Genomic DNA, 25,168 nt, shown 5'->3' with positions numbered 1-25,168 from the left:
ACAACATTGTTGTGCACCACGTTATGACCAAAATCCTCGCCTCTTTCCGTCTGCTGCTCGCCGGAGCGCTTGCCTGCCTCGCACTCGGCGCGCATGCGCAGCTCTCCATCGAGATCACCGGTGCCGGCGCTTCGCGCTTCCCGGTCATCATCCCGGTGTTCGAAAACGAAAGCAGCCTGCCACGCGGCATCTCGGACGTCGTCCGCGCCGACCTCGAACGCAGCGGGCTCTTCAGCCTTGTCGACATCGGCCCCCTCCCACTGCCCGAGTCGCGCGTGCCCGACCTCGCCGCCATGCGCAGCCGCGGTGCCGACGCGGTGCTGAGTGCCTCCCTGCTGCCGCAATCCGACGGCCGCTACGAAGTGCGCTTCCGTCTGTTCGACACCCAGAAGCAGGTCGAACTGGGCGCGATGTCGCTGCGGATGGCGCCGGCACAGAACCGGCTTACCGGCCACCGCATCGCGGATTTCGTCTACGAGAAGCTCACCGGCCTGCCCGGCTACTTCGCCACCCGCATTGCCTACGTCGTGAAGAGCGGTGCGCGCTACGAGCTGCAGATCGCCGACGCCGACGGCATGAATGCGCAGGCTGCACTCGTGTCCCGCGAGCCCATCATCTCGCCGGCGTGGTCGCCCGACGGCCAGCGTCTGGCTTACGTTTCCTTCGAAGCCAAGAAGCCCATCATCTACATCCATACCCTGGCAACCGGCCAGCGTCAGGTGGTCGCCAACTTCAAGGGCTCCAACTCCGCACCGACATGGTCGCCCGATGGCGGTCAGCTCGCAGTCGTGCTGACCAAGGACGGACAGTCGCAGCTCTATGTGCTCAATGCCGACGGCTCGGGCGTGCGTCGTCTGGCCAGCTCGGCCGGCATCGATACCGAGCCGGCATGGTCGCCCGACGGACAGTGGATCTATTTCACCTCCGACCGCGGCGGCAGCCCCCAGATCTATCGCATTCCGACCAGCGGCGGCAACGCCCAGCGGGTGACCTTTGAAGGCAGCTACAACGTGACGCCGCGCCCCTCGGCCGACGGCAAGCTGCTCGCCTTCATCACCCGCAGCAACGGCAAATTTCAGGTGGCTGTGAATGACCTCGCCAGCCGCCAGACAACGATCCTCACCGATTCGGCGCGTGACGAATCTCCAAGCTTCGCGCCAAATGGCCGCATGATCCTTTACGCCACCGAAACCGGTGGGCGTGGAGTGCTTGCGGCCGTATCGTCCGATGGCCGGGTGAAGCAACGCCTTTCGGTGCAGGCCGCTGATGTGAGGGAGCCCGCATGGGGTCCCTTGCAAAGGTAACAACGCTGCTGTCCCTTGCATAATCAAATTGGAGATACATCCATGAAAAAACTGCTGTTGCCCGCTCTGCTGTCCGCCCTCCTTGCCGCCTGCTCCAGCACCGGCACCGATGCGACCGGCGCCAAGGTTGAAGATCGTACCGGCGCGGGCGCCGGTGTCGCCACCGTAACCGCACCGGGCATGTCCGGCTCCGGCATCGCTGCGCTGACCGATCCCAACAACATCCTGTCCAAGCGCAGCGTGTACTTCGACTACGACAGCTTCGTCATCAAGAGTGAAGGCAAGGCGCTGATCGAAGCGCACGCCCGCTTCCTGGTGCAGAACCCGCAGATGAAGGTGCTCCTGCAGGGCAACACCGACGAACGCGGCAGCCGTGAGTACAACCTCGCACTCGGCCAGAAGCGTGCCGACGCCGTGCGTCAGGCCCTGAGCCTGCTCGGCGCCAAGGAATCGCAGATCGAGTCCGTCAGCCTGGGCGAAGAGAAGCCGCGTTGCACCGACGCGTCGGAAGCCTGCTACGCGCAGAACCGCCGTGGCGACATCCTGTACTCGGGTGAGTTCTGATGATTCGCCTCCTGCCACTGGCGGCGCTTGTCGCACTGTCTATGGCCGGGCCCGCGCAAGCGGGCTTGTTCGACGACACTGACGCGCGCCGCCAGATCACCGAGATGCGGCAGGATCTGGAAGGCCGGATCGAAACGTCCAATCGTGGGCAGCTCGAACTGGCCAACCAGAACGAAAAGCTGCGCGCAGAAGTCGCCAAGCTGCGTGGCCAGCTCGAAGTCGTGCTCAATGAAGTCGAGTCGCTCAAGCAGCGTCAACGCGATTTCTACGTCGACCTCGATGCCCGCATGCGCGCGCTCGAAACCGCGGGCCAGACCGCACCGCAAGCAGGTGGAAACGCGGCAGAAGAAGCTGCCGAATACGAAGCTGCACTGAACCTTCTCAAGGAAGGCAAGGCGCGCGAAGCCATGACGGCTTTCGAGAGTTTCATCGTTCGCTACCCCGACAACGCCAGCGCCCCCAGTGCGCACTTCTGGGCGGGCAATGCAGCCTTGCAGAACAAGGACGCGGCAGCAGCCAGCCGGCACTTCAATACTGTGCTCGGCAAGTGGCCCAACGATATGGTGGCGCCTGACGCCATGCTCGGCCTTGCCAACAGCCAGCAAGCCATGGGCGATCCGAAAACGTCCCAGCGCACGCTGCAGACCCTGATTGAACGTTACCCGTCGTCTAACGCCGCGCAGGCTGCGAAGCAACGACTGGCAAAGCGCTAAGTCATGGCAGATCAGGAAAACGTCAGTCGCAGCACGACTTTGCGGCTGTCGGAAATATTTGCTTCACTGCAGGGCGAGTCGACCCGCGTCGGCCTGCCCACCGTATTTGTCCGCCTGACCGGTTGCCCCTTGCGCTGCACCTGGTGCGATACCGCCTATGCCTTCAAGGGTGGCGAATCCGTCAGTCTCGAATCCGTACTCGAAGACGTGGCCAGCCACGGCCTGCACTCGGTGTGCGTCACCGGTGGCGAACCGCTGGCACAGACTGCCTGCCTTCCGCTGCTCACCGCACTGTGCGATGCCGGGCATTCGGTATCGCTTGAGACCAGCGGCGCGCTCGACATCAGCGCCGTCGATCCTCGCGTTTCGCGCATCATGGACCTCAAGGCACCGGGTTCCGGCGAATCTGCGAGAAACCGTTTCGAAAACATCGCGCTGCTCAACGCGCGCGACGAGATCAAGATGGTGCTGGCTGACGAAGCCGATTACGACTGGGCCAAGGCCAGAATTGCCGAGTACGACCTCGCTGCCCGCTGCACCGTCCTGCTCTCGCCGGTTGCCGGCAAGCTCGACCCGGCCAGACTGGCCGAATGGATCGTACGCGACCGCCTGCCCGTGCGCTTCCAGCTGCAACTGCACAAGGTGCTGTGGCAGGACGCCCGCGGCCGCTGAACCACGCGCTTCGTGCGCACCACCTGATTTGCCCGGAGCTCTTCCATGACTTCAACGCCCCGCGCCATCGTCCTGCTGTCTGGCGGGCTGGATTCCGCCACCTGCCTGGCCATCGCCCGCGAGCAGGGCTTTGAAACCTACGCCCTGTCCGTCGCCTACGGCCAGCGCCATGTCGCCGAACTGACCGCATCGAAACGCGTCGCCGAGGCCCTTGGCGCCAGCGAGCACCGCCTCGCCCGTGTCGAGCTGGGCCAGTTCGGCGGTTCGGCCCTGACCGATCCGGGCATCGCCGTACCCGAAGACGTCGAGGCTGACGGCATCCCGGTCACCTACGTCCCTGCCCGCAATACCGTCATGCTGTCGATCGCAATGGCCTGGGCGGAAGTGCTCGGCGCGCGCGACGTCTTCGTCGGCGTCAATGCCGTGGATTACTCCGGCTACCCGGATTGCCGTCCCGCCTTCATCGAGGCCTTTCAGACCATGGCCAACCTCGCCACCAAGGCCGGCATCGAAGGCCACGGCCTGCGCATTCATGCGCCGCTGATGACTCTGTCCAAAGCCGACATCGTGCGCCGCGGAACCGCACTGGGCGTGGATTACGGACTGACCGTGTCGTGCTATCAGGCCGCAGACGATGGTCGTGCCTGCGGCCGATGCGACGCCTGCCGCCTGCGCCGCGCCGGTTTCGAAGCTGCAGGCATTCCCGACCCCACGCCATACCAGCACCGAAGCGCCTGATTTCAAATAGAATCGCAGCTCGTTCCTGATCCGGTATCTGCACCATGGATGAAGCACCCATTGCTGTATCCACCATCGCCTCGTTCGCTTTCGCCATTGGCATCGTGTTCGGGTTCATTGGTAACAAGACCAACTTCTGCACCCTCGGCGCCGTGTCCGACATCGTCAACATGGGCGACTGGAACCGCATGCGCATGTGGATGCTGTCGATCGCGGTTGCAGTGCTCGGCACCGCTGCGCTCGGGCTGGGCGGGCTGATCGACGTATCGAAGTCGATCTACACCGGCAGTCGTCTGATCTGGCTGTCGCACATCTTCGGGGGCGTCTGTTTCGGCATCGGCATGACCCTCGCGTCCGGATGCGGCAGCAAGACCCTGATCCGGATCGGCGCCGGCAACCTGAAGTCCCTTGTGGTGTTCTTCTTCGTTGCCATCGGCGCCTACATGACGCTGCGCGGGCTGTTTGGCGTCTGGCGGGTGAACTTCATCGACGTGGTGGCCATAGACCTGGGGCACGCCCAGGACCTCCCTTCCTTTCTCTCAAGCGCGGGCTTCGCGCCGGATGTCGCGATCCTGCTCGCTGCCGGCGTCATCGGAGGCGGCCTGCTGCTGGCCGCACTCGGCCGCCGCGAGGCATGGCGCAGTGACGTCCTGCTCGGCGGCCTTGTGATCGGCGGCCTGATCCTCGCCGGCTGGTACGTTTCCGCCCACGTCGGCTACATCGCCGAGCACCCTGAAACGCTTGAAGAGGCCTTCATCGGCACCAACAGCGGCCGTGCTGAATCGCTGTCCTTTGTTGCGCCGCTCGCCTACACGCTGGAGCTGCTGATGCTGTGGAGCGACAGCAGCCGGGTGGTGACTTTCGGTATCGCCTGCGCGCTCGGCGTCATCGCCGGCTCCATGCTGTACGCGCTGAGCACCCGCAGTTTCCGCCTTGAAGGCTTTCGCACGCCGGACGATCTCATCCGCCACCTCATCGGCGGCATCCTGATGGGCTTCGGCGGTGTCACGGCGATGGGATGCACCATCGGTCAGGGCATCACCGGCCTGTCCACCTTGGCCATCGGCTCTTTCCTCGCAACGGCGGCCATCATTGCCGGCGCCGCGGCGACGATGAAAGTGCAGTACTGGCTGATGATGCGCGAAGCCTGATCCGCTGCGCCCTGCCAACGCCCAATACGCAGCAGCAGGGCGCAAGCCGACGGACCGGTAGCGGCCCGCCCCTTGGCTTACCTCAAGCGAGATCGGACAGCGGGTGTTCGCCCTGAAAGCGGGGCAGCAGGAGCGCAGCAATTTCTTCGGCGTCGACGTCCGCGATTGAAGCGTGCTGCCAATGGGGATTCCGGTCCTTGTCCACCAGCAAGGCGCGCACACCTTCGGAGAAGTCAGGCTGCATCGTCGCCGCCAGGGAAACCTGATACTCGAGACGAAACACGTCGGCGAGCGACAGATGCAGGGCGCGCTCCCACAAGGCAAAGGACAGCACGGCCGAACTCGGTGCACCGTGGCTGAAGGTGGCTGCGGCAGCGGCGAGCCACGGCTCGGGGTCCGCTCCGAGCGCCTGAAGGCGTGCCTCGATCAGCGCCAGGCCGTCGTGTCCGATGACGGCATCGATGCGGTCGTAGTGACGGCGCAACATCGACTCCGGCGTCGCGCCCCGACGACCGGACTCTTCCAGCAGCTTGCTCAGCCTGCGGTGGTTCGCCTCCACATCGTCGCTCCAGCACGTCTGACCGAAGGCGGCCAGCACCCCGGACTTGTCGCCATGCTCGAGGATGAAGTCCGCGAGACCGGCAAAACGTGCGTCGGCCGCATTGATCTGGGCACCGGTCAGGGCGAGAAACAGCCCGGTCCGCCCGGGCATGCGTCGCAGGAACCAGCTTCCGCCCACATCCGGATAGAGCCCGATGCTGATTTCCGGCATCGCCATCCTGGTCTGCATGGTCGCGACCCGGTGCGAAGCGCCCGCCATCAGCCCGATCCCGCCTCCCATGACGATGCCGTGCCCCCAGCACAGCACCGGCTTCGGACACGTATGAATGCGATAGTCGAGGCGATACTCATGCTCGAAGAAGGCCGGAACGACGGCGGGCGTCTCGTGACTGCCGTTCGCGCGGGCCTCGCGGATCGCGTGATACAGCGCACGCACGTCACCGCCAGCACAGAAGGCCTTGTCACCGGCACCATCGAGCACGATGCCGACGATCTGCGGGTCGGCCACCCACGCATCGAACTGGGGCGCGAGGCGATCGATCATCTCGAGCGACAACGCGTTGAGGGTGCCTGGCGCATTCAGCGTGGCATGGCCGAAACGGCGGCCACAGGCAGTCGGAATCTCGCGCAGGATCACGCATTCGCTCATTTCACTACTCCGGAGTCAGGGTTGCGGCCACCCACCGGTCTTGGCCGGGTGTGGCGGAATCAGCCCGTGACTATGCCATCCGACAGCGTACGATCCAAGCGCAGCGCGCACCAGGCGGTCATCCGGGCGGAACCCGAGCGAACGCCGGATCCGGCACAGCCCCAGTGCTCAGCAGGCTTGATGGCGTTCGATGCAGCGCGCCAGGCCGCTGCGCGCAACCTTCTGAACCGCCAGCAGGAGCGCATGATCAACCCCGGCAAGGCTGAACCGCGACTGCAACTCACTGCGCAAGCGCATGAACAGATGCGCCGTTGCCTCCGCATCGGCCAGGGCGCGGTGATAGCGGCCGGTCGCGGGCAATTGCAGCGTGCGCACCAGGGTGCCGAGCTTGTGGTTCGGCGCATCCGGGAACAGGCGCCGCGACAGCAACAGCGAACACACGAAGTCGCCCCCGCGCCGCCGCCCCAGCTGCGCAAGCTCGGCATCCCAGAACTTGCGGTCGAAGGCCGCATTGTGCGCAACGAGTGAGTGCTCACCAACGAAATCAGCGACCTCACTCATTACCTGCTCCACCCGTGGCGCAGCGCGCACCATGGCATTGGTGATGCCCGTAAGGGCCTGAATATCGTAGGGAACGTGCACACCTGCGTTCATCAGGCTCTGGTAACGATCGACGATGAGCCCGTCGCGCACCAGAACTGCGGCAATCTCGGTCGGACGGGCCCCAAGTGCGGGAGACATGCCCGTGGTCTCGAAGTCGATGACGGCATAGGTGCTCAAGGTAATCTTCCTGCTTCGGTTCATCAGTGGGGTGCATCATGCAGTGCGGGAAGATACCCGCTTAGCGCTGGCGACAAAAGGCAAGCCGGTCCGCCTCCGTCACATTCACCGTCAGTGCCATCCATGCGGCGTCATGCTGCACCGCAGATCGACGCCTGTAGCGCAATTCGTTAGTGTATGCAGATATTCAAATATTAGGAGCGGACATGCGCCGACTCATCACGATCCTGATCGGGACCCTGTGCCTGCTCTCAGCGCATGTCGTGCACGCCATCGACATGCGTGCAGTCAAGGTCGGCCCCCACAGCTGGTATGTCATGGGCAAGGCCGGCATGGCCTCGGCAGTCAACGAAGGCTTCATGTCCAACGCGGGCTTTGTCATCACCCCCGACGGCGTGGTGGTGTTCGACGCCCTCGGAACGCCGGTGCTGGGTGAAAGACTGATCGCCGAAATCCGCAAGCTCACCGACAAGCCGATCCGGCGCGTGGTCATCAGCCACTATCATGCCGACCATTACTACGGCCTGCAGGCATTCAAGGCCGTCGGCGCCGAGGTCTGGTCCCATCGCCGCGGCCTTGAAGCACTCAATTCGGATGGCGCCCAGGCACGCCTCGCCCAGCGTCGCGCCGACCTCTTTCCCTTCGTCGATGACAATACCCGCCTGATTCCCGCAGATCTCTGGCTCGACGGGGACACTGCATTCGAGATGGGCGGCCTCCACTTCCGCATCACATACGTCGGCCCGGCGCACGCCCCCGACGACGTGGTCATGGAGGTGGTCGAAGACAGGATCATGTTCGCAGGCGACATGCTGTTCCGCGGACGCGTACCTTTCGTCGGTGACGCGGACACCGCGCAGTGGTTGCGCGCACTCGATCTCCTGATCGCTGCGCGGCCTGATGCGCTGGTTCCGGGCCACGGCCCCGCTTCCACCAATCCGCAGGCCGACCTGGCGCTCACGCGCGACTACCTGCTCTACCTGCGTGAATCCATGGGCAAGGCAGTGGCGGATCTCAAATCCTTCGACGAGGCCTACGAAAACACCGACTGGCACCAGTGGGAGAAGCTGCCAGCCTTCCGCGAGGCCAACCGCGCCAACGCCTACAACGTATTCCTGCAGATGGAGAAGGGCTCGCTGCGCTGAAGCGTCACATGCGCGCACCTCGATTTTCCGCACATCCGCGCCCGTCGAGGGCATTTTTTCACTCGTAAACTTGACTCAAAGCGAACTCGCCCCTAGAATTGTTGGCTGTTCCGGGGGTCGTTAGCTCAGCTGGTAGAGCAGCGGACTTTTAATCCGTTGGTCGCGTGTTCGATCCACGCACGGCCTACCAAGTGAACCAAGGGGATAGCCGGACTGAGGTCTGGCTATTTTCTTTTCAATCCGTTGTTCGCTCCGAATGTCGGTCCATTTCTGGATCCGGCACCATCCGCACGACACATCATTCGCGGGGGACCGAAGCCTACTCGGACCCGGCGCCTGTGCTGCTCATCGAGCAACCGGGCACTGCATCGCGATCATGCACATCACGGTCGCCTTTCGTGCGGCGCGCACACCGAAACACCCAGCGCGCCGACCACTTCGGCCGCCAGGTGCGCCCGGGGTGCCAATGCAACACAAGACATTCGGCCCGCCAATCATCGTGCCGACTTTTGACAGTATGCCGCCTGCGGGACGACCTGCAGCGGCCAAGCACTGAACTGTAAGCTTGCCAAGGCGGTGGCGAGCGTGGCCAGCATCACCCGCAGCGCGGAGTGAGGTTAGCCGCACCCACTAGGAGCCTGAATATGGCCAAAGAAGAACTGATTGAAATGCACGGCACGGTTGACGAAGTCCTCCCTGACGCCCGCTACCGCGTCACGCTGGACAATGGTCACAAGCTCATCGCCTACTCGGGCGGCAAGCTGCGCAAGCACCACATCCGCATTATTGCCGGTGACAAGGTTTCGCTCGAAATGTCGCCCTACGACCTGAGCAAGGGTCGCATCACCTTCCGCCACATGCCCGGCCGTCAGCCGATGGCACCGGCAACGCGCTAAGCCGCATGCCCTGCCGGCAACGGCAGGGCCTCAACGCACGCCCCCCCTGCGTGCGCACTCCATGCACATCTGGGTTGATGCAGACGCCTGTCCCGGCGTCGTCAAGGACATTCTGTTCCGCGCTGCCGAACGCACCGGGCAGACCCTGACGCTGGTTGCCAACCAGTACTTGCGCACACCACCTTCGGCTCACATCGCCATGGTGCAGGTGCCGTCCGGCTTCGATGAAGCCGACAAGTACATTGCGACCCACGTCCAGCCTGCCGACCTCGTCATCACCGCGGACATTCCGCTCGCCGCAGAAATCGTTGCCAAGGGCGCACGCGCGCTCAGTCCGCGCGGCGAGCTCTACGGCAAGGACAACATCCGCGAGCTGCTTGACCTGCGCAACTTCATGGACACCCTGCGCAGCACCGGCGTCGACACCGGCGGCCCCGCCGCCTTCGGCCCGTCCGACCGCCAGGCTTTTGCCAACCGGCTCGACCGCATCCTCCGCGCCACGCCAGGCAAGCCGGCGAAGCCACCGGCCTGAGCGCCGATGCGCCTGCTGCGCTGGCCCCACACACCGGTCCCGCGCCGAACTCCGCGCTCATCCGACCACCCGTGCGGCTGTTCGGCAATGATGTGGATGTAACCTTGTCCTGATACAGTTCGGCATTCCCCCGGCATGAGACAGAGACCCGGATGCCACCGGATACCGACAGCAACGCGCCCGCCGCGGCAGACCTGAAACCTCTGAGTATCTGGCCGCAGTTCCTCGCGCTCTTTCTGCCACTGGCGCTGATCGTCGTGATTGCCGGCACGGCCATCGGCCTGTCCCGCCTGGATGCAGAGTTCACCCGAATCCATGAAACCGAGAACCTGAACATCGGCATCGCCAGCAAACGCCTGGAATCCTCGCTTGAGGTGCCCGTCCTTCATCTGATCGGGCTGACCAACGAGCCCGGCGTGGCAGCGATCCTGGACACACCAGAAAGCACGGACTTCAGTGCCATCGAACGCAGTTTCGTCTCTCTGATCCACCGTAATGCGGGTTACGACCAGGTGCGCTGGATCGGCCCTGACGGCGAAGAGCGTGTCAGGGTCAATGCAGAGAACGGCGGGGCCCGCATCACACCCCGCGACGAACTGCAGAGCAAGCGCGAGCGCAGCTACTTCCAGGAATCCATGCATCTGGCCGGTGGCGACATCTACATCTCGGCCCTCGACCTCAACGTCGAACACAACGAAGTGGAGATCCCCTACAAGCCGACGCTGCGGATGGCCATCCGCCTCGAGCGCAAGAGTGGCCTCGACCAGGGAATCTTCGTCATCAACATCCAGGCGCAGCCCATGCTCGATGCCTTGCTCGAGAGCGTGGGCGGCGGACGCGACCACCTGATGCTGCTTAACAGTGAGGCGCACTGGTTGATCAGCCCCGACCGGACAGATGAGTGGGGCTTCATGTTCGGCCGCAAGCGCACCCTGGCCGACCGTTCGCCCGCCGCCTGGCAACGCATCAGCAGCGCGCTGCAAGGACAGTTCGAGAACGCAGACGGCCTGTGGACGTGGGAAACCATTTCCGCGAACAGGAAGCAACTGGTCCCCATCCTCAGCCATGAAGCCTGGAAGCTCGTCAGCCTGGTGCCGGCCGCCCGGCTTGCGAGCCTGCGCTTTCAGACCTGGGGGGCGGTGTCGGCATCGGCCCTCGTGCTCCTGAGCCTGTTCGCGTGGATGTGCCTGCGCCTGCTGAAAACCCAGCAGCAGCACCGTTTGGCCGAACGCGATCTCGAGCACGCACGCTTCGAAGCCAGCAGTCAGCGGCGCTGGCGCACCCTCGCCGAATCCATGCCGCAACTGGTGTGGCGCTGCGACGCCGACGGGCTGTGTGATTACCTGAGCCCCCAGTGGCTGAAGTACACCGGGATCGACGAACAAAGCCAGCTTGGAAACCGCTGGCTGAACCAGATACACCCGGACGACCGCCCAGCCTTTGCCGAGGCCTGGGAGGCGTCGATGCGCACCTTGCGCCCGCTCGACATCGAGTACCGCATCCGTCGCCACGACGGCGCATACCGGTGGTTCACGACCCACGCCACTCCCATTGTCGATGACGACGGACAGCTGAACCGCTGGTACGGCTCAAACACCGACATCGAGGACATCAAGCAGTCCGAGCACCGTGCGCGCATGGACCGCAACCGCCTGCAGACGCTCTACGACACCACGCCCGTCGCCTGGCGGGAGGAGGACTGGAGCGCCGCGCTCGCCCACCTGGACACGCTCGCCGGGAACGGCGTCACCGACTTTCTGGCGCACTTCGAGGCACATCCCTCCTCGATCAGCCACCTCCTCGCGCAGACGCACATCCTGAACTTCAACCAGGCGACCATGGCCCTGCTGGGTGTCGACGGAACCGCATCCCTGCGCGGTCCAAGCACCGTGCTGTATGCCAGCCCCGAAGCCCGGCGCGGATTCGTCACCCTGCTCCTCGCGCTGCACCGGGGCGAGACTCTGTCCAGCCACCAGACCCAGATCACCACGCTCGCGGGCACGCCACTGGATGTGCTGGTCTCCGCATCGCAATTCGACAGCAAGGCCACGCCAGGGCGCGTATTCATCGCGACGGTCGATCTGCGCGACAGGGTACGACTGCGCAAGGAACTCGAGCGCTATCGCGACCACCTGGAGGACGTCGTTGCAGAGCGCACCCGTCAGCTGGCCGACGCGAACCGCTTCCTGCACACGCTGGCGGACTCCCTGCCCGGCCTGGTTGCCTACTGGAACCGCGATCTGCACTGCAGCTTTGCCAATACGGCCTTCAAGACCTGGTTCGAACTCGACCCCGATGCCGTGCGCGGAAAGAGCATGCGCGAGGTGATGGGCGGGGCCTTCTTCGACAAGCACGAGGCACAGATCAGGGCCGCGCTGAAGGGTGAAATCCAGCAGTTCGAACACGCGCTGCCCAAAGGCTCGCAAGACGAAGTCCGTTATGCGATGACCCACTACATCCCCGACCTTGCCGATGGGGCCGTGCGCGGGCTGGTGGTGCTGGTCACCGATATCACGCAGATGAAGCTGACCCAGGTCGAGCTGCAGCAACTCAATGCCGCACTGGCCGAACGGACGCGCCAGGCAGAAGATGCCAGCCACGCAAAATCGGACTTTGTCGCCAACATGAGCCATGAAGTCCGCACGCCGATGAATGCGATCATCGGGCTCTCGCAACTGCTCGACGACACCGGGCTCACCGCCCATCAGCGCAACTATCTGAACAAGATCCGAAGTGCGTCACATGGCCTGATGAACGTGCTCAACGACATCCTCGACTTTTCCAAGCTTGAGGCGAGCCGGGTCGAGATCGAGCACGAGCCCTTCCGCCTCGACGACGTGCTGGAGCGGGTATCGGATCTGTTTGCGGTACCGGCATCGGAGAAGGGCCTGGAGATGGTGTTCGACGTCGCGCCCGACGTTCCGGCGGTACTCGAAGGCGATGCGATGCGCCTGACCCAGGTCCTGAACAACCTGGTCGGAAACGCCATCAAGTTCACTGCGAGCGGCCTCATCAGGGTCCGCATCGAATGCGCGATGAACAGCGGCAGCGACCTCAAGGTGCAATTCTCGGTGCAGGACACGGGGATCGGCATGACCGCCGAGCAATGCGCACAGATCTTTGCGCCCTTCACCCAGGCCGACTCGTCCACCACCCGACGCTTTGGCGGCACCGGGCTCGGTCTGTCGATCTGCAAGCGTCTGGTCGAACTCATGGGCGGAACGATCGGCGTCGACAGCGTGCAGGGCGAAGGCTCCACCTTTCACTTCACGGCCGTGCTGTCCAGATCGACACGCCCTGCCGACACCCGGCATATCCATCTGCGCCGCGAACGGGTGCTGGTGGTAGACGACAGCGACAGTGTGCGCAGCGTACTGAGCGATTACCTCTCCGAATGGGGGCTTGAACCAGACACCGCAGCCGATGGTGAAACGGCGCTGCGCAAGGTACTGGCGGCCGGCGCGGATGGCCACCCGTTCGGGCTCGCCATGATCGACTGGAAGATGCCTGACATGGACGGTCTCGCCCTCGCGCAGGCCATCAGACAGGCCGGCAGTGACGGAAGCCTGCCGTTTACGCCGATCATCATCATGGTGACCGCCCACGACCATCCAGCCATGCCGCAAGCCTCTGTAGCCGAATACACCGATGCGGTTCTCACCAAGCCCGTAACCGCGTCCCGGCTCTTCGACGTGCTCGCGAACGTCCAGATGCACGGCTTCTCCACGCCCCGCCCCCTGGCGGATGCACTGCAAGGCAACAGCCCGCTCGAGCAGGCGGGCCCGATTCACGGCGCACGGATTCTGGTGGCGGAAGACAATCTCACCAACCAGGAGGTTGCCGAGGCGGTTCTATCCAAGATGGGCGTTCAGGTCACGGTCGCGCACAACGGACGCGAAGCCATCGAAAAAGCGCGCAGCGGGCACTTCGACGCCATCCTGATGGACATCCAGATGCCCGAAGTGGATGGCCTCGAAGCCACCCGGCAGATCCGCGCAAGCGACTGGGGCCGCACGCTGCCCATCATCGCCATGACTGCCGCAGCCTTTGACCACGACCGCAAGGCGAGCGAACAGGCAGGCATGAACGCACACATCAGCAAACCGATCGACACGCTCGTGTTGCTCAAGGTCCTGCTGCAGTGGATCCCCGCCCGCCCGCCATCCATCGCAGAGGCGACCGAAGCTGCGCAAACGCCCGCAGCCACGGCCATGCTGCCCATGCAGATCGACGGCCTGGATTTCAGGGCCGCACTGAACCGGCTGACCCAGGACAAGGCGCTGCTCATGCGCCTGATCCGGGGTTTTTCACGCGACTTTGCGGACTGGCCGCAGCGTCTTCGCACGGCGCTCGCCGACAATGACCTTCAAGCGGCCGTGCGTCTTGCGCATACGCTCAAGGGCGCCGCCGGCAACGTCGGTGCCACCCAACTCCAGACGGCCGCCGAGGAGCTTGAACTGGGGCTGGCGCATGGCGACGCCGGCGCGGCGGACCGGACGACAGGCATGCTGACGACACTGCTGGCCACCATCGATGGTGCGCTTCCGGTACAGCACGCCCCGAAGCAGGCTGCTCATTCCAGCCCGGAGAAGGCGCTTTCCGATCTCGATCAGATCGACGACCTGCTCAAACGCAGCAGACTGGTACCCGAACCCCTGCTGAAAACGCTCGCATCGCACCTCGATCACGACGCCCACCATGCCCTGCTGTCCGAACTGTTGCGGCGGATCGACAGCTTCGATATCGCCGCTGCCCTCGTCACAACCGGAGAACTCCGGCACCGCTTGAGCGGATGAACGGAGCATCCGGCACACCCGCGCACGCGAGTACCGGACCGGCACATGTTTCTCATGCCGATCCACTCGATCAGCATGACGCTGAGGCAGGGCTGAAGTAACATGCAGGCTGATGATTTTCATGCGCGCGGAATCCGTTTTCCGTATCGCTGGGCAAAGCCGGACCGGGCCAGACACAATGGGCGAAACCTCGTCGAGCACCCCCCTCGCAGCGAAGGCCGCTGCTGATACACCGAGCGCGCGCAAAGCCTTGCGCCCGCTCGTACTGCTCGTCGATGACGAAAGCAGCAACCTGCAGCTTCTCATCGAAGCCTTGCGCTCCGACTACGAGGTTGCCGTTGCCAACAGCGGGAAGGCTGCGCTGCAGTTCCTCAGGGCGGGCGAGAAGCCCGCCATCATTCTGCTCGATATCATGATGCCGGAGATGGATGGCTACGAAGTCTGCCACCGCCTCAAGAGCAACCCGGACACCCGCAGCATCCCGGTCATCTTCATTACTGCGCTGACCGACGTCGCCTCCGAAGAGCACGGCTTCGAACTCGGTGCCGTTGACTACATCCACAAGCCGCTGAAAGTCGCGCTGGTGCGCGCCCGGGTTCGCACCCACATGACCATTCGGGGCATGCTGGATCAGTTGTTCAACACCAATGCCGAACTGAACGAAAAAATCACGGGTCTGGATCGCACCAACCGCGCGCTGGACCAGACTGCATCCGAACTGCAGTTCGCGCGCAGCCGTCAGGAGCTGTTCGCCCGCATCTTTGCGAGCACGGCCGAGGGCATCATCGTGGCGAACGCCGAGGGCCAGGTCGAGGCAGTCAATCGCGCATTCATCCGCATCACGGGCTACTCATCCGAAGAGGCCGTAAACCAGAACCATTATTTCCTGAAATCCGGCCTTCACGCCGCCGATTTCTATCGCGAGATCTCGAGGCGCCTGCACGACAGCGGTCACTGGAGCGGTGAGATGCTCAATCGCCGCAAGAACGGCGAGATCTACCCCGAGCTGCGCACCATCAGCGCTGTCTACGATGACGAAGGGCGCGTCTCGCACTTCGTGTCGGTGTTCAGCGATGTTTCCGGCATCAAGCAGACACAGGAGCGGATCGACTTCCTCACCTGGCACGACTCGCTTACGCAACTGCCGAACCGCATGCTGTACCTTGATCGTCTCGACGTCGCGCTCCGGTCGTGCCGCAGCAGCACGACACATACGGCAGCAATGGTGCTCGATATCGACGGGTTCAAGGCAATCAATGATGCGCAGGGGCTGCAGACCGGCGACAGCGTCTTGTGCGAGGTCGGCAGACGCATCGCCATCGTGCTGCGTTCCGACGATACCGTTGCGCGCCTGGCGGCAGACGAGTTTGCCATTCTGCTTTTCCCGCGACAGCAGTCACTGGCCGATGTCACCGGCCACGCGCTGCTGATCGCGGAAGCGATTCGCAGCGCGCTCGCGCACGCACTGGAATGCGGGGGCCAGACCTTCCTTCTCACCTGCAGCATCGGCATCCGTGTCTTTCCGGCCAATACGGACGAGACCCCGCTTCAGGTGCTGCAAAGCGCGGATACCGCCCGCCACAGGGCCATGCTCGACGGCGGAAACAGGGTCGTGTTCTTTGAAGAGTCCATGGCCCGGCAGGCACGACAGCACTTCGAACTTGCTCAGGCCTTGCAGGCAGCCATCGAACAGAATCAGCTCCGCCTCTATCTGCAGCCCCAGGTCAATGGCAGCGGTGTCGTGGTTGGCGCCGAGTCGCTGGTACGCTGGGAACACCCTCAGCGCGGCCTGATCCTCCCGGCCGAATTCATTCCGGTCGCGGAAGAATCGCGTCTCATCGTCGCACTCGATCGCTGGATGCTTCGCCGCACCTGCGAGCTCATCGCCGAGATGCAACGCAATGCATGCCCCCTGCGCATTTCGGTCAATATCAGCCCACGCCACTTCATCGAGGCCGGCTTCGTGGACGATATCCAGCGTCTTCTCGAGAGCAGCGCCATCAACCCAAGCCTGCTGATGCTGGAAGTGACCGAGAGCCTGATGATCCGCAACATGGACGACGTCGTGGCAAAGATGAAGACCATCAGCGCCATGGGGGTGTGCTTTTCGATCGATGACTTCGGCACCGGATACTCAAGTCTGGCCTATCTCAAGCGTCTTCCGATTCACGAGCTCAAGATCGACCAGAGCTTCATCAGGGACGCTCCCGCTGACGCCAACGATGCGCTGCTTGTCGCAATGATCCAGTCGATCGCCACCATTCTGAATATCGAGACCGTGGCCGAAGGCGTGGAAACGAGGGAGCACAGCGAGTTCCTCACTCGCTTTCCCGGACTGATCCAGCAAGGCTACCTGCACGGACGCCCGCAGCCCGGCACCGCCTGGGTGAAAAAACGCCTGGAACAATCCCGCACGTCCAGTCACGCCGGGCACTGACGCCTCTGCCCTGCCTGCGCGCCGGTAGAGCCGGGCAGGCAGCGATACATCGCCTTCAGCGCGCCTGGCTGTGCAGGACGGGGCCAATACGAAAGCGATTGACGATACCCGCCATCTGATCCGAGATCTCCCGGATCGTGTCCGCGGCAGCCCGGTTCTGATCCGCGGCCGCACTCGCTCTTCGCATCAGGTCTTCAATGGTGTCGACGCGATCGACGATATCCCTGCTCGACGCCTGGCCGACGGCGACCTGCTCCCCGATCTGACCGACAACACCGATCACCTCTCGCGCCGATCCCTCGATATCGGTCATGGCCCTGCCCGCCGAAGCGGTGAGATCGATGTTGTGCTTGATACCGGCAACCACACGGCGCATCAACTCGGCCGACGCGTTCGAGGTGGCGTCGATGCCCTTGACCTGCTCGGCAATGGAGAGCGTCGCGCTGGACACCCGCTCGGCGAGTTTTCTCACCTCTCCGGCCACGACCGCGAACCCCCGCCCGGACTCTCCGGCACGTGCAGCCTCGATCGCCGCATTCAGGGCCAGCAGGTTGGTCTGATCGGCAATCTCCCTGATCTCCTTGACCTGCAGCGCGATCTGCCCTCCCGCAGAGGCAAGCGCGAACACCCGCTCGGATGCCGACTCCACGCTCACTGCGAGCTCATGAATGCGCGCGGCCGCCTCACGGATGAGTTCGCCATTCGCCGTTGCCTGCTGCCCGGAGATCTCCGTCAGGCCGCCCGCGTGCAAGGTATCGTCGTTGATGCGCTCGATCTGGCGCTGCACCTCCCTGACTGCGAACTGGATATCGCCTGCGGATGCATTGCCGTTCTCAGCAATGCTCGTCATGTCAGCAGCAGAAACGTGCATATCCACCGAGGCCGCTTCATTCTTGCGGATCACCTGCGCCATCTCCGCCAGGCTGCCATGTACCGCTTCGATCAGGGCATTGAACGCACGGATCGACTGCCCGATCTCATCCTCGCGCACGATCGGCACGCGGCGAGTGAAGTCGAGATCGGCGGCAACCGTCGCCATGGCGCGCTTCATTTCGGCCAGAGGCCTCGAGATCTGGCGATAGAGTTTCGATCCGAGCACCCCGAGGACCACGAACGTGCCAAGCAGCGCCCCGGCCAGGATCAGAGTGGACTGCTGCCGGGCGGCTTCGATCTCGCTCAGCAGACTGTCCTTGGTGCGCCGCTTTTCCACCAGCAGGGTTTCGAGGATTTGCTCCAGTTCCTGCAGATAGGGGTCAGCGGACCCGGAGAGCACCGCCTCGGCAATATCCTGCTGCCCGCCCAAGCGCAGACTGGATACATCATCCAGTGCCGCAAGATAGGCATTCAGACTGTCCTGTACGTGGCGCATCAGGCCTTGCTCGACCTCCCCGTCCGCCATCGTCGTCTGCTCACCCACGGCTTCCTGCAACGCATCCTTTTGCGCAACAAGGGTGTCTGCCCCCTGACGGGCAAGGCTGTCGTCCGGAGCATGAACGAGATTGATCACCGTGATCTGCAGGGTCTTGAGCGCGGATTTGAGCTCGCCTGCAGCGAGAAAGCCCGGAATCGCCCGGTCGGTGAGGGTTCGCATCGACACTGCGTTGCGCTCGAACTGCAGGAAGGCGACCACGCCCAGACCCGACAGCGCGATCACGGCGATCAGAAGCAAGAGTCCAAGGTTACGGCGAATACTCATTTTCAGGAAGCACGGAAGGCGAGAGTTGTTACACACATTAGTGGCATTCGATGACACTCTTGTTACTGACTTATTACATCCTTGTTCGGAATTCCTGCCTCCTTGCGCAATGATGTCCGCATGCGTATGCGCATGTGCCTGCACACCCAGACCGAGATCCGGCGCAGGATGAAGCATCAGCGCCGGGGTTCTGCGCTACACTCGCTTGCGCATATCACTAAGGGCGGAGTCACTCGGATGCACCGGCTTCACTGCTGCCTGCGGCAACTCGCACTGATGCTGACCATGCTTGTCACCGGACAGGGCATGGCGGCTGAGGTGTTGCGGGTGCTCGCCTGGCCGGGCTATGCCGACCCCGACGTCGTGAAAGTCTTCGAGCAGCGCACCGGCAGCCGGGTCGAGGTGACCGTCATCGATTCCGACGAATCCCTGTGGCGACGGGCAAACGGGAGCGGTCCGACATCTTTCGACGTCTTTGCGGTCAATACCGCCGAATTGCAGCGCTATATCCGCCAGGGCCTCGTCCAGCCAGTCGACACCACCGCCATCTTCAATCGCTCACGCCAGCTGCCCCGCTTTCGCGATCTCGAAAACATTCCGGGCATCGTCCATGACGGCAAGGCGTATGCCATTCCCTATACCTATGCCGAGATGGGGCTGATCTACGACCGCAAGCAGTTCGAAACGGCGCCGGATTCGATCAATGTCCTGTGGGACCCGCGCTACCGCGGGAAGATCCTCGTCTATGACGGGGGCGCTCACAACTTCGCCCTTGCCGCACAGTCGCTGGGACTGCCGTCGCTCTTTCAGCTCCGCGACCAGGACTGGCCTGCTGCCGTCGAGCGCCTGATCGCGCTGCGCCGGAACACACTGAGTTTCTATACGCAGCCGCAAGAGTCGGCGGACATGTTCATCCGCCTGAAAGCAGCCCTGCTGTTTGCGAACTTCGGATCGCAACAGCTGCAGTTGTTGCGCGCTGCAGATGCTGACGTCGGCTACGCAATCCCGCGTGAGGGTGCCCTCGCATGGCTCGACTGCTGGGCAGTTCACCGCGACAGCAGAAACAAGGCGCTCGCCGAGACATGGATCAACTATCTGCTTGAGGACGGCCCGGGCGCCGTACTCAACAATCGTCAGGGGCTGGCAAGCACGACCAGGCCCGCCAGCAGTTCGGGCAATGAGGATAGGCTGATCTGGCTCGAGCCCGTCGAGAGCGCGGAGCAGCGCAATCTGCTGTGGGGGCGGATCATGTCGGGCGACCGGGCATCGAGGGTGCTGGCGCCATGAGGTTTGGCATCGCTGCGCGCCTCGCCCTGCTGCTGGCGCTGGTCGGCATGCTGGCGGCCGGGCTGACCGGCTTCTATGCATACACTGCCAGTCGGGACCTCCTGATCCAGTCGGCCAAGGACGAGCTTCTGACCTCGACGCAGGTACTCGCAAGCAGAATCGTCGTCGCCCGTCAGGAGGTCTCGCACAACCTTCAGATTCTGAGTGCACACCCTTCGGCCCTTCGCGCGCTGGACCCCAGCGACACCGCGTCTGCCGATCAGATGGCAACCCTGTTCGAACTCCTGATGAAGGCCAATCCGGACTACTTCCAGATTCGCCTGATTTCTGCTGCAGATTTCGGCATGGAACGTGTCCGCATCGACCGCAGCGGCGACAGCCTGCTGCGCATCAACGGTGACGACCTGCAGGAAAAAGGCCATTACGCATACGTCTTCGAAACGCTGAAGTCACGCCCGGGCGAGACCTACCTCTCGCGCTTCGTCATCAATCACGAGCGTGGCTCACACGCAGGTCAGGAGGAGCCCACTGCCCAGCTTGCAATGCCGGTTGTGGATGCCAACGAGGCCGCACTCGGGGTGATCGTGATCAATGTCGATCTGAACGGCGTCTTTGCACAGCTTGCTGCCGGACTGCCCCCGGAGTTTCAGCTCTTTCTCGCCAACGGTCAGGGCGACTTCCTCATCCACCCCGACCACAGCCAAACCTTCGGCTTCGACAGGGGGAGGCGCATCCTCGTACAGGACACGTTTGCGCCCACAGCCGACCTCATTGCAGGCAAATCCGATCAAGTACTTGTCGACGCCACCCAGGGCAGCTATGCCGACTACCCGATGGTTGCCGCCTTCGTGCAACAGGGCATCTCCATCCGCTCGGACGAGCGCAATCTCATTCTGGGCCTGGCGCAGCCGCTGACCTCGGTCCTGCACAAGGCAGATGCGCTGGGCGTCGTCATCCTGCAGATCGTGCTGGGACTTTGCCTGGTCTGTGCGCTGCTTGCAGTCCTTGTGGCGCGTGCGGTCACCCGCCCGATCAATCTGATGAGCGCAGCGGTTCAAGGGTTTTCCGACGAGCGGCAGGCACACGGGCTTCCGCTGGCGCGGGAGGACGAAATCGGCGTGCTCGCCCGCAGTTTCAAGCAACTGCGCGACCAGATCCGCCAGCAGCTGTCGGAGTTGAACCAGAGCAGACAGGATCTCGAGCATCTTGCACAGCACGACCCGCTGACCGGCCTTCCCAACCGGGCGCTGTTCGCCGATCGCATGGCACTTGCCCTTGCCGCCGTCCGCCGCGATCAGACCCGGCTGGCATTGATGTTCATCGATCTCGACGACTTCAAACCGGTGAACGATGCATATGGACACGCCGTCGGCGACCAGTTGCTGAAAGAGATCGGCACGCGCCTGCGCAAGGCCGTCCGCGAGTCCGACACCGCCGCCCGCATCGGTGGAGACGAATTCGTCGTCCTGCTGCGGAACGTTCAGAGCGCCGACGATGCCATGGCCGTCGGAGAGAAGATCCGCATCGCAGTCGGCGCACCGTTCATCATCAACCACGCATCGATCAGCATTTCCGCCAGCATCGGCATCGCGCTCTGCCCGGAGAGCGGGCAGGACCTGATCGAACTGTCCAAGAATGCGGACGACGCCATGTACCGCGCAAAGAAGCAGGGGCGCAATACGGTGGTCCTCCACACTGCAGCAGATCCGGCATGAGCGCCCTGCGCGCCGCATTCCTAGACACCGGCAGCCGGGAATTACCCATACAGCCATAGTGTGATATTTTCCCGTCCCGCACCCTAGTGCCTTCGCTATAGTGTGATTCGTCTGCCGTCAGTTGGTCCGCCGCTTTTCGAGCGCCCACACCACAAGCGCCCCAAAGGCCCCCAATGATCCTAGAGCTCGTCAAAACGGCGGCCCTCCTGCTCTCCCTCTGCCTGTTACAAGGCATCAACACCCGCCTGCTCAGGCACCATCGACACGCTGCGCGCTTCAGTGCAGGAATCATCTATGGCGGTATCTGCGTGATCGGCATGATGACGCCCATCTTTTTCAGCCCGGGTGTGATCGTCGACGGCCGCTCCGCAGTGCTCGCAATGGCGGGATTCTTCGGGGGGCCACTGGTGGGCTCCGTGGCCGTGCTGATTGCCGCGGCCTATCGCACGCTACTGGGCGGTACCGGTGCGCTGACCGGCGTCAGCATCATCTGCAGTTCAATGCTGCTCGGGCTGGCCTACCGTGCCGCAGTGAGCAAGGGATGGGCATCACGCGGCCCTTCGCAGTTCCTGATCTTCGGCGTGATCGTGCACCTCGTCGCCCTGCTCCTGTTCACCGGACTGCCGAACGAGCAGAGAAGCGCCTTCTTCGAGGCGCTTGCGCTGCCCTACCTGCTGGTGCTGGCACCCGCCACGGCGTTGCTGGGGATGCTGCTTCAGGACCTGGAGAATCGCATTCAAACCGAACGGGCACTTGCCGGAAGCGAGGCCAGACTGCGTGCAATCACGCACGCCATGCCCGACCTCGTGCTGGTACTGGATGAAGACGGTCGCTACGTCGAGGTCATCTCGCAGAATGAGAGCCTGCTCGCTGCCGAGACCAATGGGCTGATCGGGAAGCGCATGCATGACGTGCTGCCGGCGCTGGAAGCCGACCGCTTTCTCAAGCTCATCCTCCGCACCCTGGATGAGGACCGCCCGCAAAGTATCGAGTACGACCTGCAGACACTTGCCGGACCACGTACCTTCGAAGGGCGCTGCCAGCCTCTCGACACCCTGCTGGACAATCGACGCGCGGTTCTCTTCCTTGCCCGGGACATTTCGGAGCGTGTCGCGGCAGAGCAGGAGCGACGCATCGCGGCCATCGCCTTCGAATCGCAACAGGGCATGATCATTACCGACGCCGATACGGTCATGCTGCGTGTCAACAATGCGTTCACCGACATCACCGGTTACAGCGAAGCCGAAGTGATCGGCAAGAAAACGCGCATGCTGGGTTCCGGCCGTCACAGCCTGGCCTTCTACCAGGCCATGTGGGACGACCTGCTGGGCACAGGCACATGGCAGGGCGAGGTCTGGAACCGGCGCAAGAATGGCGAGACCTACCCGCAGACCCTGTCGATCAATGCCGTACGCAACGAACACGGCCGGGTAACGCACTACGTCGCCGCACTGACCGACATCTCACTGCGCAAATCCACCGAGGAAGAGATCCGCACCCTTGCCTTCTTCGACCATCTCACGCAGTTGCCCAACCGCAGACTGCTGACGGACAGACTCGGACAGGCCCTTGCCCTGAGCGCCCGCTCTTCGCGCTATGGCGCCCTGATGTTCATCGATCTCGATGACTTCCGGAACATCAACGACCTGCTCGGACACCACAACGGCGACGTTCTGCTGCAACAGGCTGCGAAACGGCTGTGTGCCGTGGCCGGCGAAGCCAATACGGTGGCGCGGTTCGGGGGCGACGAGTTCGTCGTTCTGGTGGAGGAGATCGACAGCGATGAGGATGCGGCGCACCAGGCCGCGGAGAGCATCGGCATGCGTGCACTGGCCGCGCTCAAGACGCCCTATGCGCTCGAGGGACACACGCAGCAAGGCAGCGCGAGCGTTGGCATCACCTTGTTCCGGGATCATGAGCGTTCGATCGACGAACTGATGAAACAGGCCGACCTTTCCATGAACGAAGCAAAGCACCGCGGCAAGAACAGGCTCTGCTTCTACGATCCGGTAATGCAGGAGACCGTCACCGCCCGCCTGCGTCTCGAGGAGGAGATTCGGCTCGGCACTGCGGCGGGCGAGTTTGTGGTGCTGTACCAGCCGCAGTTCGGCGGGGACGGAGCAATGCTCGGCGTGGAGGCGCTGGTTCGCTGGCAGCACCCGCAGCGCGGCTTCATTTCACCTGACCAGTTCATCAACGTCGCCGAGCGCGCCGGCCTGATGCCGGCGCTCGGTCTCCATGTCCTGAAGAGCGCCTGCAATCAGTTGGCAAAATGGGCCCGCGACCCCGCCACCGCCGGCCTGAGCATTGCGGTGAACGTCAGCGCGCAGCAACTCTACAGCGACGCGTTTGTCGAACAGGTTCTCGACAGCCTGACCCGCAGCGGCGCACCGGCCGACCGCCTGACACTGGAGCTGACGGAATCCCTGCTCCTCGATGACATGGAGGAAGCGATCGAACGCATGGGTCAGCTTCGGACCCGAGGCATCCGCTTCTCGATCGACGACTTCGGCACCGGGTATTCCTCGCTGTCCTATCTGCAGCGCCTGCCGCTCGACCAGCTGAAGATCGACCGCTCATTCGTGCAGAACCTGCCCGGCAGCGCCAACGGCCTGGCGATCGTGAAGGCGGTCATCGCGCTCGCCCGTGCGCTGGACCTGAAGGTCATTGCCGAAGGCGTGGAGTGTGCGCCGCAAAGAGACATCCTGGACGCCAATGGCTGTCATCGCTTCCAGGGCTTCCTGTTCGCACGCCCGATGAAGGTCGAGGCGGTCGAAGCACTCCTGCATGATGCCCGGCGCACAGCCCGCGACACAGCCGAGGTCACCGGCACATAAAAAAGGGCGCCCCGAATACGGGCGCCCTGATGCTTTCCCGAGCGGCGGGATTACTGCACGCGCACCTCGACGCGACGGGCCTCGTCTGCGTTGCTACCACCCAGCGCGACCGCCGGACGACGCATCAGCACCCGCTCGGCCGGCACACCGGCCGTCAGCAGCGCCTCGCGCACGCTGATGGCACGATTCTTTGCCACTTCGGCGTTCACATCGGCAGAACCGGTTTCATCGTGAAAGCCCGACAGCAGCACCAGTGCATCGGCACGCGCCTCGAGTTCAGCCAGCACGGGGGCCAGGGCCTCCACGGCATCGGCAGGCAGATCGGTTGCGCCTGACTCGAAATAGACCTTGAGCATGGGCTCGCCGACTTCCTCGACCTCGGCATAGATCACTTCCATGCCGCCCTCAAGCGCCTCGACAGTCGTCGGCGCAGCCCCGCTGCGGCTCATCGAATGCACGCCAAGGCCGATCACAAAGGCGATCACCAGCGCGATGATGCCGAAAAGCACCCCCATGACAACGTTCAGCTCACCGTCTTCCTGATCAAACATGCTTTACTCCCGCTCAAGTCATTGTGTTGTTTGGCAATCCGCGCGCAAGTCTAACCGATACGGATCAGCTTGCGATTTGATTTGCGCACTGCAACAGTCGAAGAATGCACAGTCCGAAATAATGATTTGTGAGAATATTTACCC

At 63.4% G+C, this 25,168-nt stretch carries 18 protein-coding genes and 1 tRNA gene; 15 read left to right on the top strand and 4 right to left on the bottom strand.

What is annotated here, in order from left to right; all coding sequences use genetic code 11:
• Positions 1-23 precede the first annotated feature (23 nt).
• Genes tolB through CEW83_RS18090 form a run of 6 tightly spaced genes read left to right on the top strand, consistent with a single transcriptional unit; the run spans position 24 to position 5,142 of the window.
• Positions 24-1,304, top strand: coding sequence for a Tol-Pal system beta propeller repeat protein TolB (gene tolB, locus CEW83_RS18115; RefSeq protein ID WP_108950601.1), 1,281 nt, complete (start codon positions 24-26; stop codon positions 1,302-1,304).
• Between the two features lie 42 nt (positions 1,305-1,346).
• A complete protein-coding gene (gene pal, locus CEW83_RS18110; protein WP_108950600.1) occupies positions 1,347-1,868 on the top strand; it encodes a peptidoglycan-associated lipoprotein Pal in 522 nt (173 codons plus the stop codon).
• Positions 1,868-2,581, top strand: coding sequence for a tol-pal system protein YbgF (gene ybgF, locus CEW83_RS18105; protein WP_108950599.1), 714 nt, complete (start codon positions 1,868-1,870; stop codon positions 2,579-2,581). The genes pal and ybgF overlap by 1 nt, the downstream gene beginning before the upstream one ends.
• Before the next feature lie 3 nt (positions 2,582-2,584).
• Entirely contained in the window at positions 2,585-3,253 is a 669-nt protein-coding gene (queE, locus tag CEW83_RS18100; RefSeq protein ID WP_108950598.1) for a 7-carboxy-7-deazaguanine synthase QueE, read from the top strand.
• 45 nt (positions 3,254-3,298) lie between these two features.
• Positions 3,299-3,991, top strand: coding sequence for a 7-cyano-7-deazaguanine synthase QueC (queC, locus tag CEW83_RS18095; RefSeq protein ID WP_108950597.1), 693 nt, complete (start codon positions 3,299-3,301; stop codon positions 3,989-3,991).
• Between the two features lie 44 nt (positions 3,992-4,035).
• Positions 4,036-5,142 carry a YeeE/YedE family protein gene (locus CEW83_RS18090; protein ID WP_108950596.1) on the top strand — a complete coding sequence of 369 codons (1,107 nt, stop codon included), beginning with the start codon at positions 4,036-4,038 and terminating at the stop codon, positions 5,140-5,142.
• Positions 5,143-5,224: 82 nt separating this feature from the next.
• On the opposite strand, the gene CEW83_RS18085 is transcribed toward CEW83_RS18090, so the two are convergent.
• Together CEW83_RS18085 and CEW83_RS18080 are read right to left on the bottom strand one after the other, a co-directional pair.
• Positions 5,225-6,352 carry an enoyl-CoA hydratase/isomerase family protein gene (locus CEW83_RS18085; protein WP_108950595.1) on the bottom strand — a complete coding sequence of 376 codons (1,128 nt, stop codon included), beginning with the start codon at positions 6,350-6,352 and terminating at the stop codon, positions 5,225-5,227.
• A 168-nt stretch (positions 6,353-6,520) separates the two neighbouring features.
• Entirely contained in the window at positions 6,521-7,132 is a 612-nt protein-coding gene (locus tag CEW83_RS18080) for a PolC-type DNA polymerase III (RefSeq protein ID WP_108951512.1), read from the bottom strand.
• Positions 7,133-7,338: 206 nt separating this feature from the next.
• Between CEW83_RS18080 and CEW83_RS18075 the strand changes: the two genes are divergently transcribed.
• The 6 genes from CEW83_RS18075 (at position 7,339) to CEW83_RS18050 (ending at position 16,938) form a co-directional block, all read left to right on the top strand.
• Complete coding sequence (locus CEW83_RS18075) at positions 7,339-8,277, top strand: MBL fold metallo-hydrolase (RefSeq protein ID WP_108950594.1); 939 nt, start codon at positions 7,339-7,341, stop codon at positions 8,275-8,277.
• A 114-nt stretch (positions 8,278-8,391) separates the two neighbouring features.
• Positions 8,392-8,467 (top strand) — tRNA-Lys (locus CEW83_RS18070).
• Between the two features lie 454 nt (positions 8,468-8,921).
• Positions 8,922-9,173, top strand: coding sequence for a translation initiation factor IF-1 (gene infA, locus CEW83_RS18065; RefSeq protein ID WP_108950593.1), 252 nt, complete (start codon positions 8,922-8,924; stop codon positions 9,171-9,173).
• Positions 9,174-9,234: 61 nt separating this feature from the next.
• Positions 9,235-9,705: a YaiI/YqxD family protein gene (locus tag CEW83_RS18060; RefSeq protein WP_108950592.1), complete on the top strand. Its 471-nt coding sequence runs from the start codon at positions 9,235-9,237 to the stop codon at positions 9,703-9,705.
• Between the two features lie 152 nt (positions 9,706-9,857).
• Positions 9,858-14,501 carry a response regulator gene (locus tag CEW83_RS18055; RefSeq protein ID WP_108950591.1) on the top strand — a complete coding sequence of 1,548 codons (4,644 nt, stop codon included), beginning with the start codon at positions 9,858-9,860 and terminating at the stop codon, positions 14,499-14,501.
• Between the two features lie 178 nt (positions 14,502-14,679).
• Complete coding sequence (locus tag CEW83_RS18050; RefSeq protein WP_159099497.1) at positions 14,680-16,938, top strand: EAL domain-containing protein; 2,259 nt, start codon at positions 14,680-14,682, stop codon at positions 16,936-16,938.
• A 55-nt stretch (positions 16,939-16,993) separates the two neighbouring features.
• On the opposite strand, the gene CEW83_RS18045 is transcribed toward CEW83_RS18050, so the two are convergent.
• The gene (locus tag CEW83_RS18045) at positions 16,994-18,634 is read right to left on the bottom strand and encodes a methyl-accepting chemotaxis protein (RefSeq protein WP_159099496.1); all 1,641 of its coding nucleotides are present in this window, start codon (positions 18,632-18,634) and stop codon (positions 16,994-16,996) included.
• A gap of 237 nt (positions 18,635-18,871) precedes the next feature.
• Between CEW83_RS18045 and CEW83_RS18040 the strand changes: the two genes are divergently transcribed.
• The 3 genes from CEW83_RS18040 to CEW83_RS18030 all read left to right on the top strand — a co-directional run bounded on the left by CEW83_RS18040 (position 18,872) and on the right by CEW83_RS18030 (position 24,473).
• The gene (locus tag CEW83_RS18040; RefSeq protein ID WP_108950588.1) at positions 18,872-19,921 is read left to right on the top strand and encodes an extracellular solute-binding protein; all 1,050 of its coding nucleotides are present in this window, start codon (positions 18,872-18,874) and stop codon (positions 19,919-19,921) included.
• Positions 19,918-21,636, top strand: coding sequence for a diguanylate cyclase domain-containing protein (locus CEW83_RS18035; protein ID WP_108950587.1), 1,719 nt, complete (start codon positions 19,918-19,920; stop codon positions 21,634-21,636). The genes CEW83_RS18040 and CEW83_RS18035 overlap by 4 nt, the downstream gene beginning before the upstream one ends.
• Before the next feature lie 173 nt (positions 21,637-21,809).
• A complete protein-coding gene (locus CEW83_RS18030; protein ID WP_108950586.1) occupies positions 21,810-24,473 on the top strand; it encodes an EAL domain-containing protein in 2,664 nt (887 codons plus the stop codon).
• Positions 24,474-24,523: 50 nt separating this feature from the next.
• On the opposite strand, the gene CEW83_RS18025 is transcribed toward CEW83_RS18030, so the two are convergent.
• Positions 24,524-25,024 (bottom strand): OmpA family protein, encoded by a 501-nt coding sequence (locus tag CEW83_RS18025; protein ID WP_108950585.1) that lies wholly within the window; start codon positions 25,022-25,024, stop codon positions 24,524-24,526.
• Between the last annotated feature and the right edge of the window lie 144 nt (positions 25,025-25,168).

Origin of the sequence: Parazoarcus communis, assembly GCF_003111645.1 — a bacterium.
In the GTDB taxonomy this organism is placed as follows: Bacteria; Pseudomonadota; Gammaproteobacteria; order Burkholderiales; family Rhodocyclaceae; genus Parazoarcus; species Parazoarcus communis_A.
This window is presented reverse-complemented; position numbering and strand designations above follow the sequence as displayed.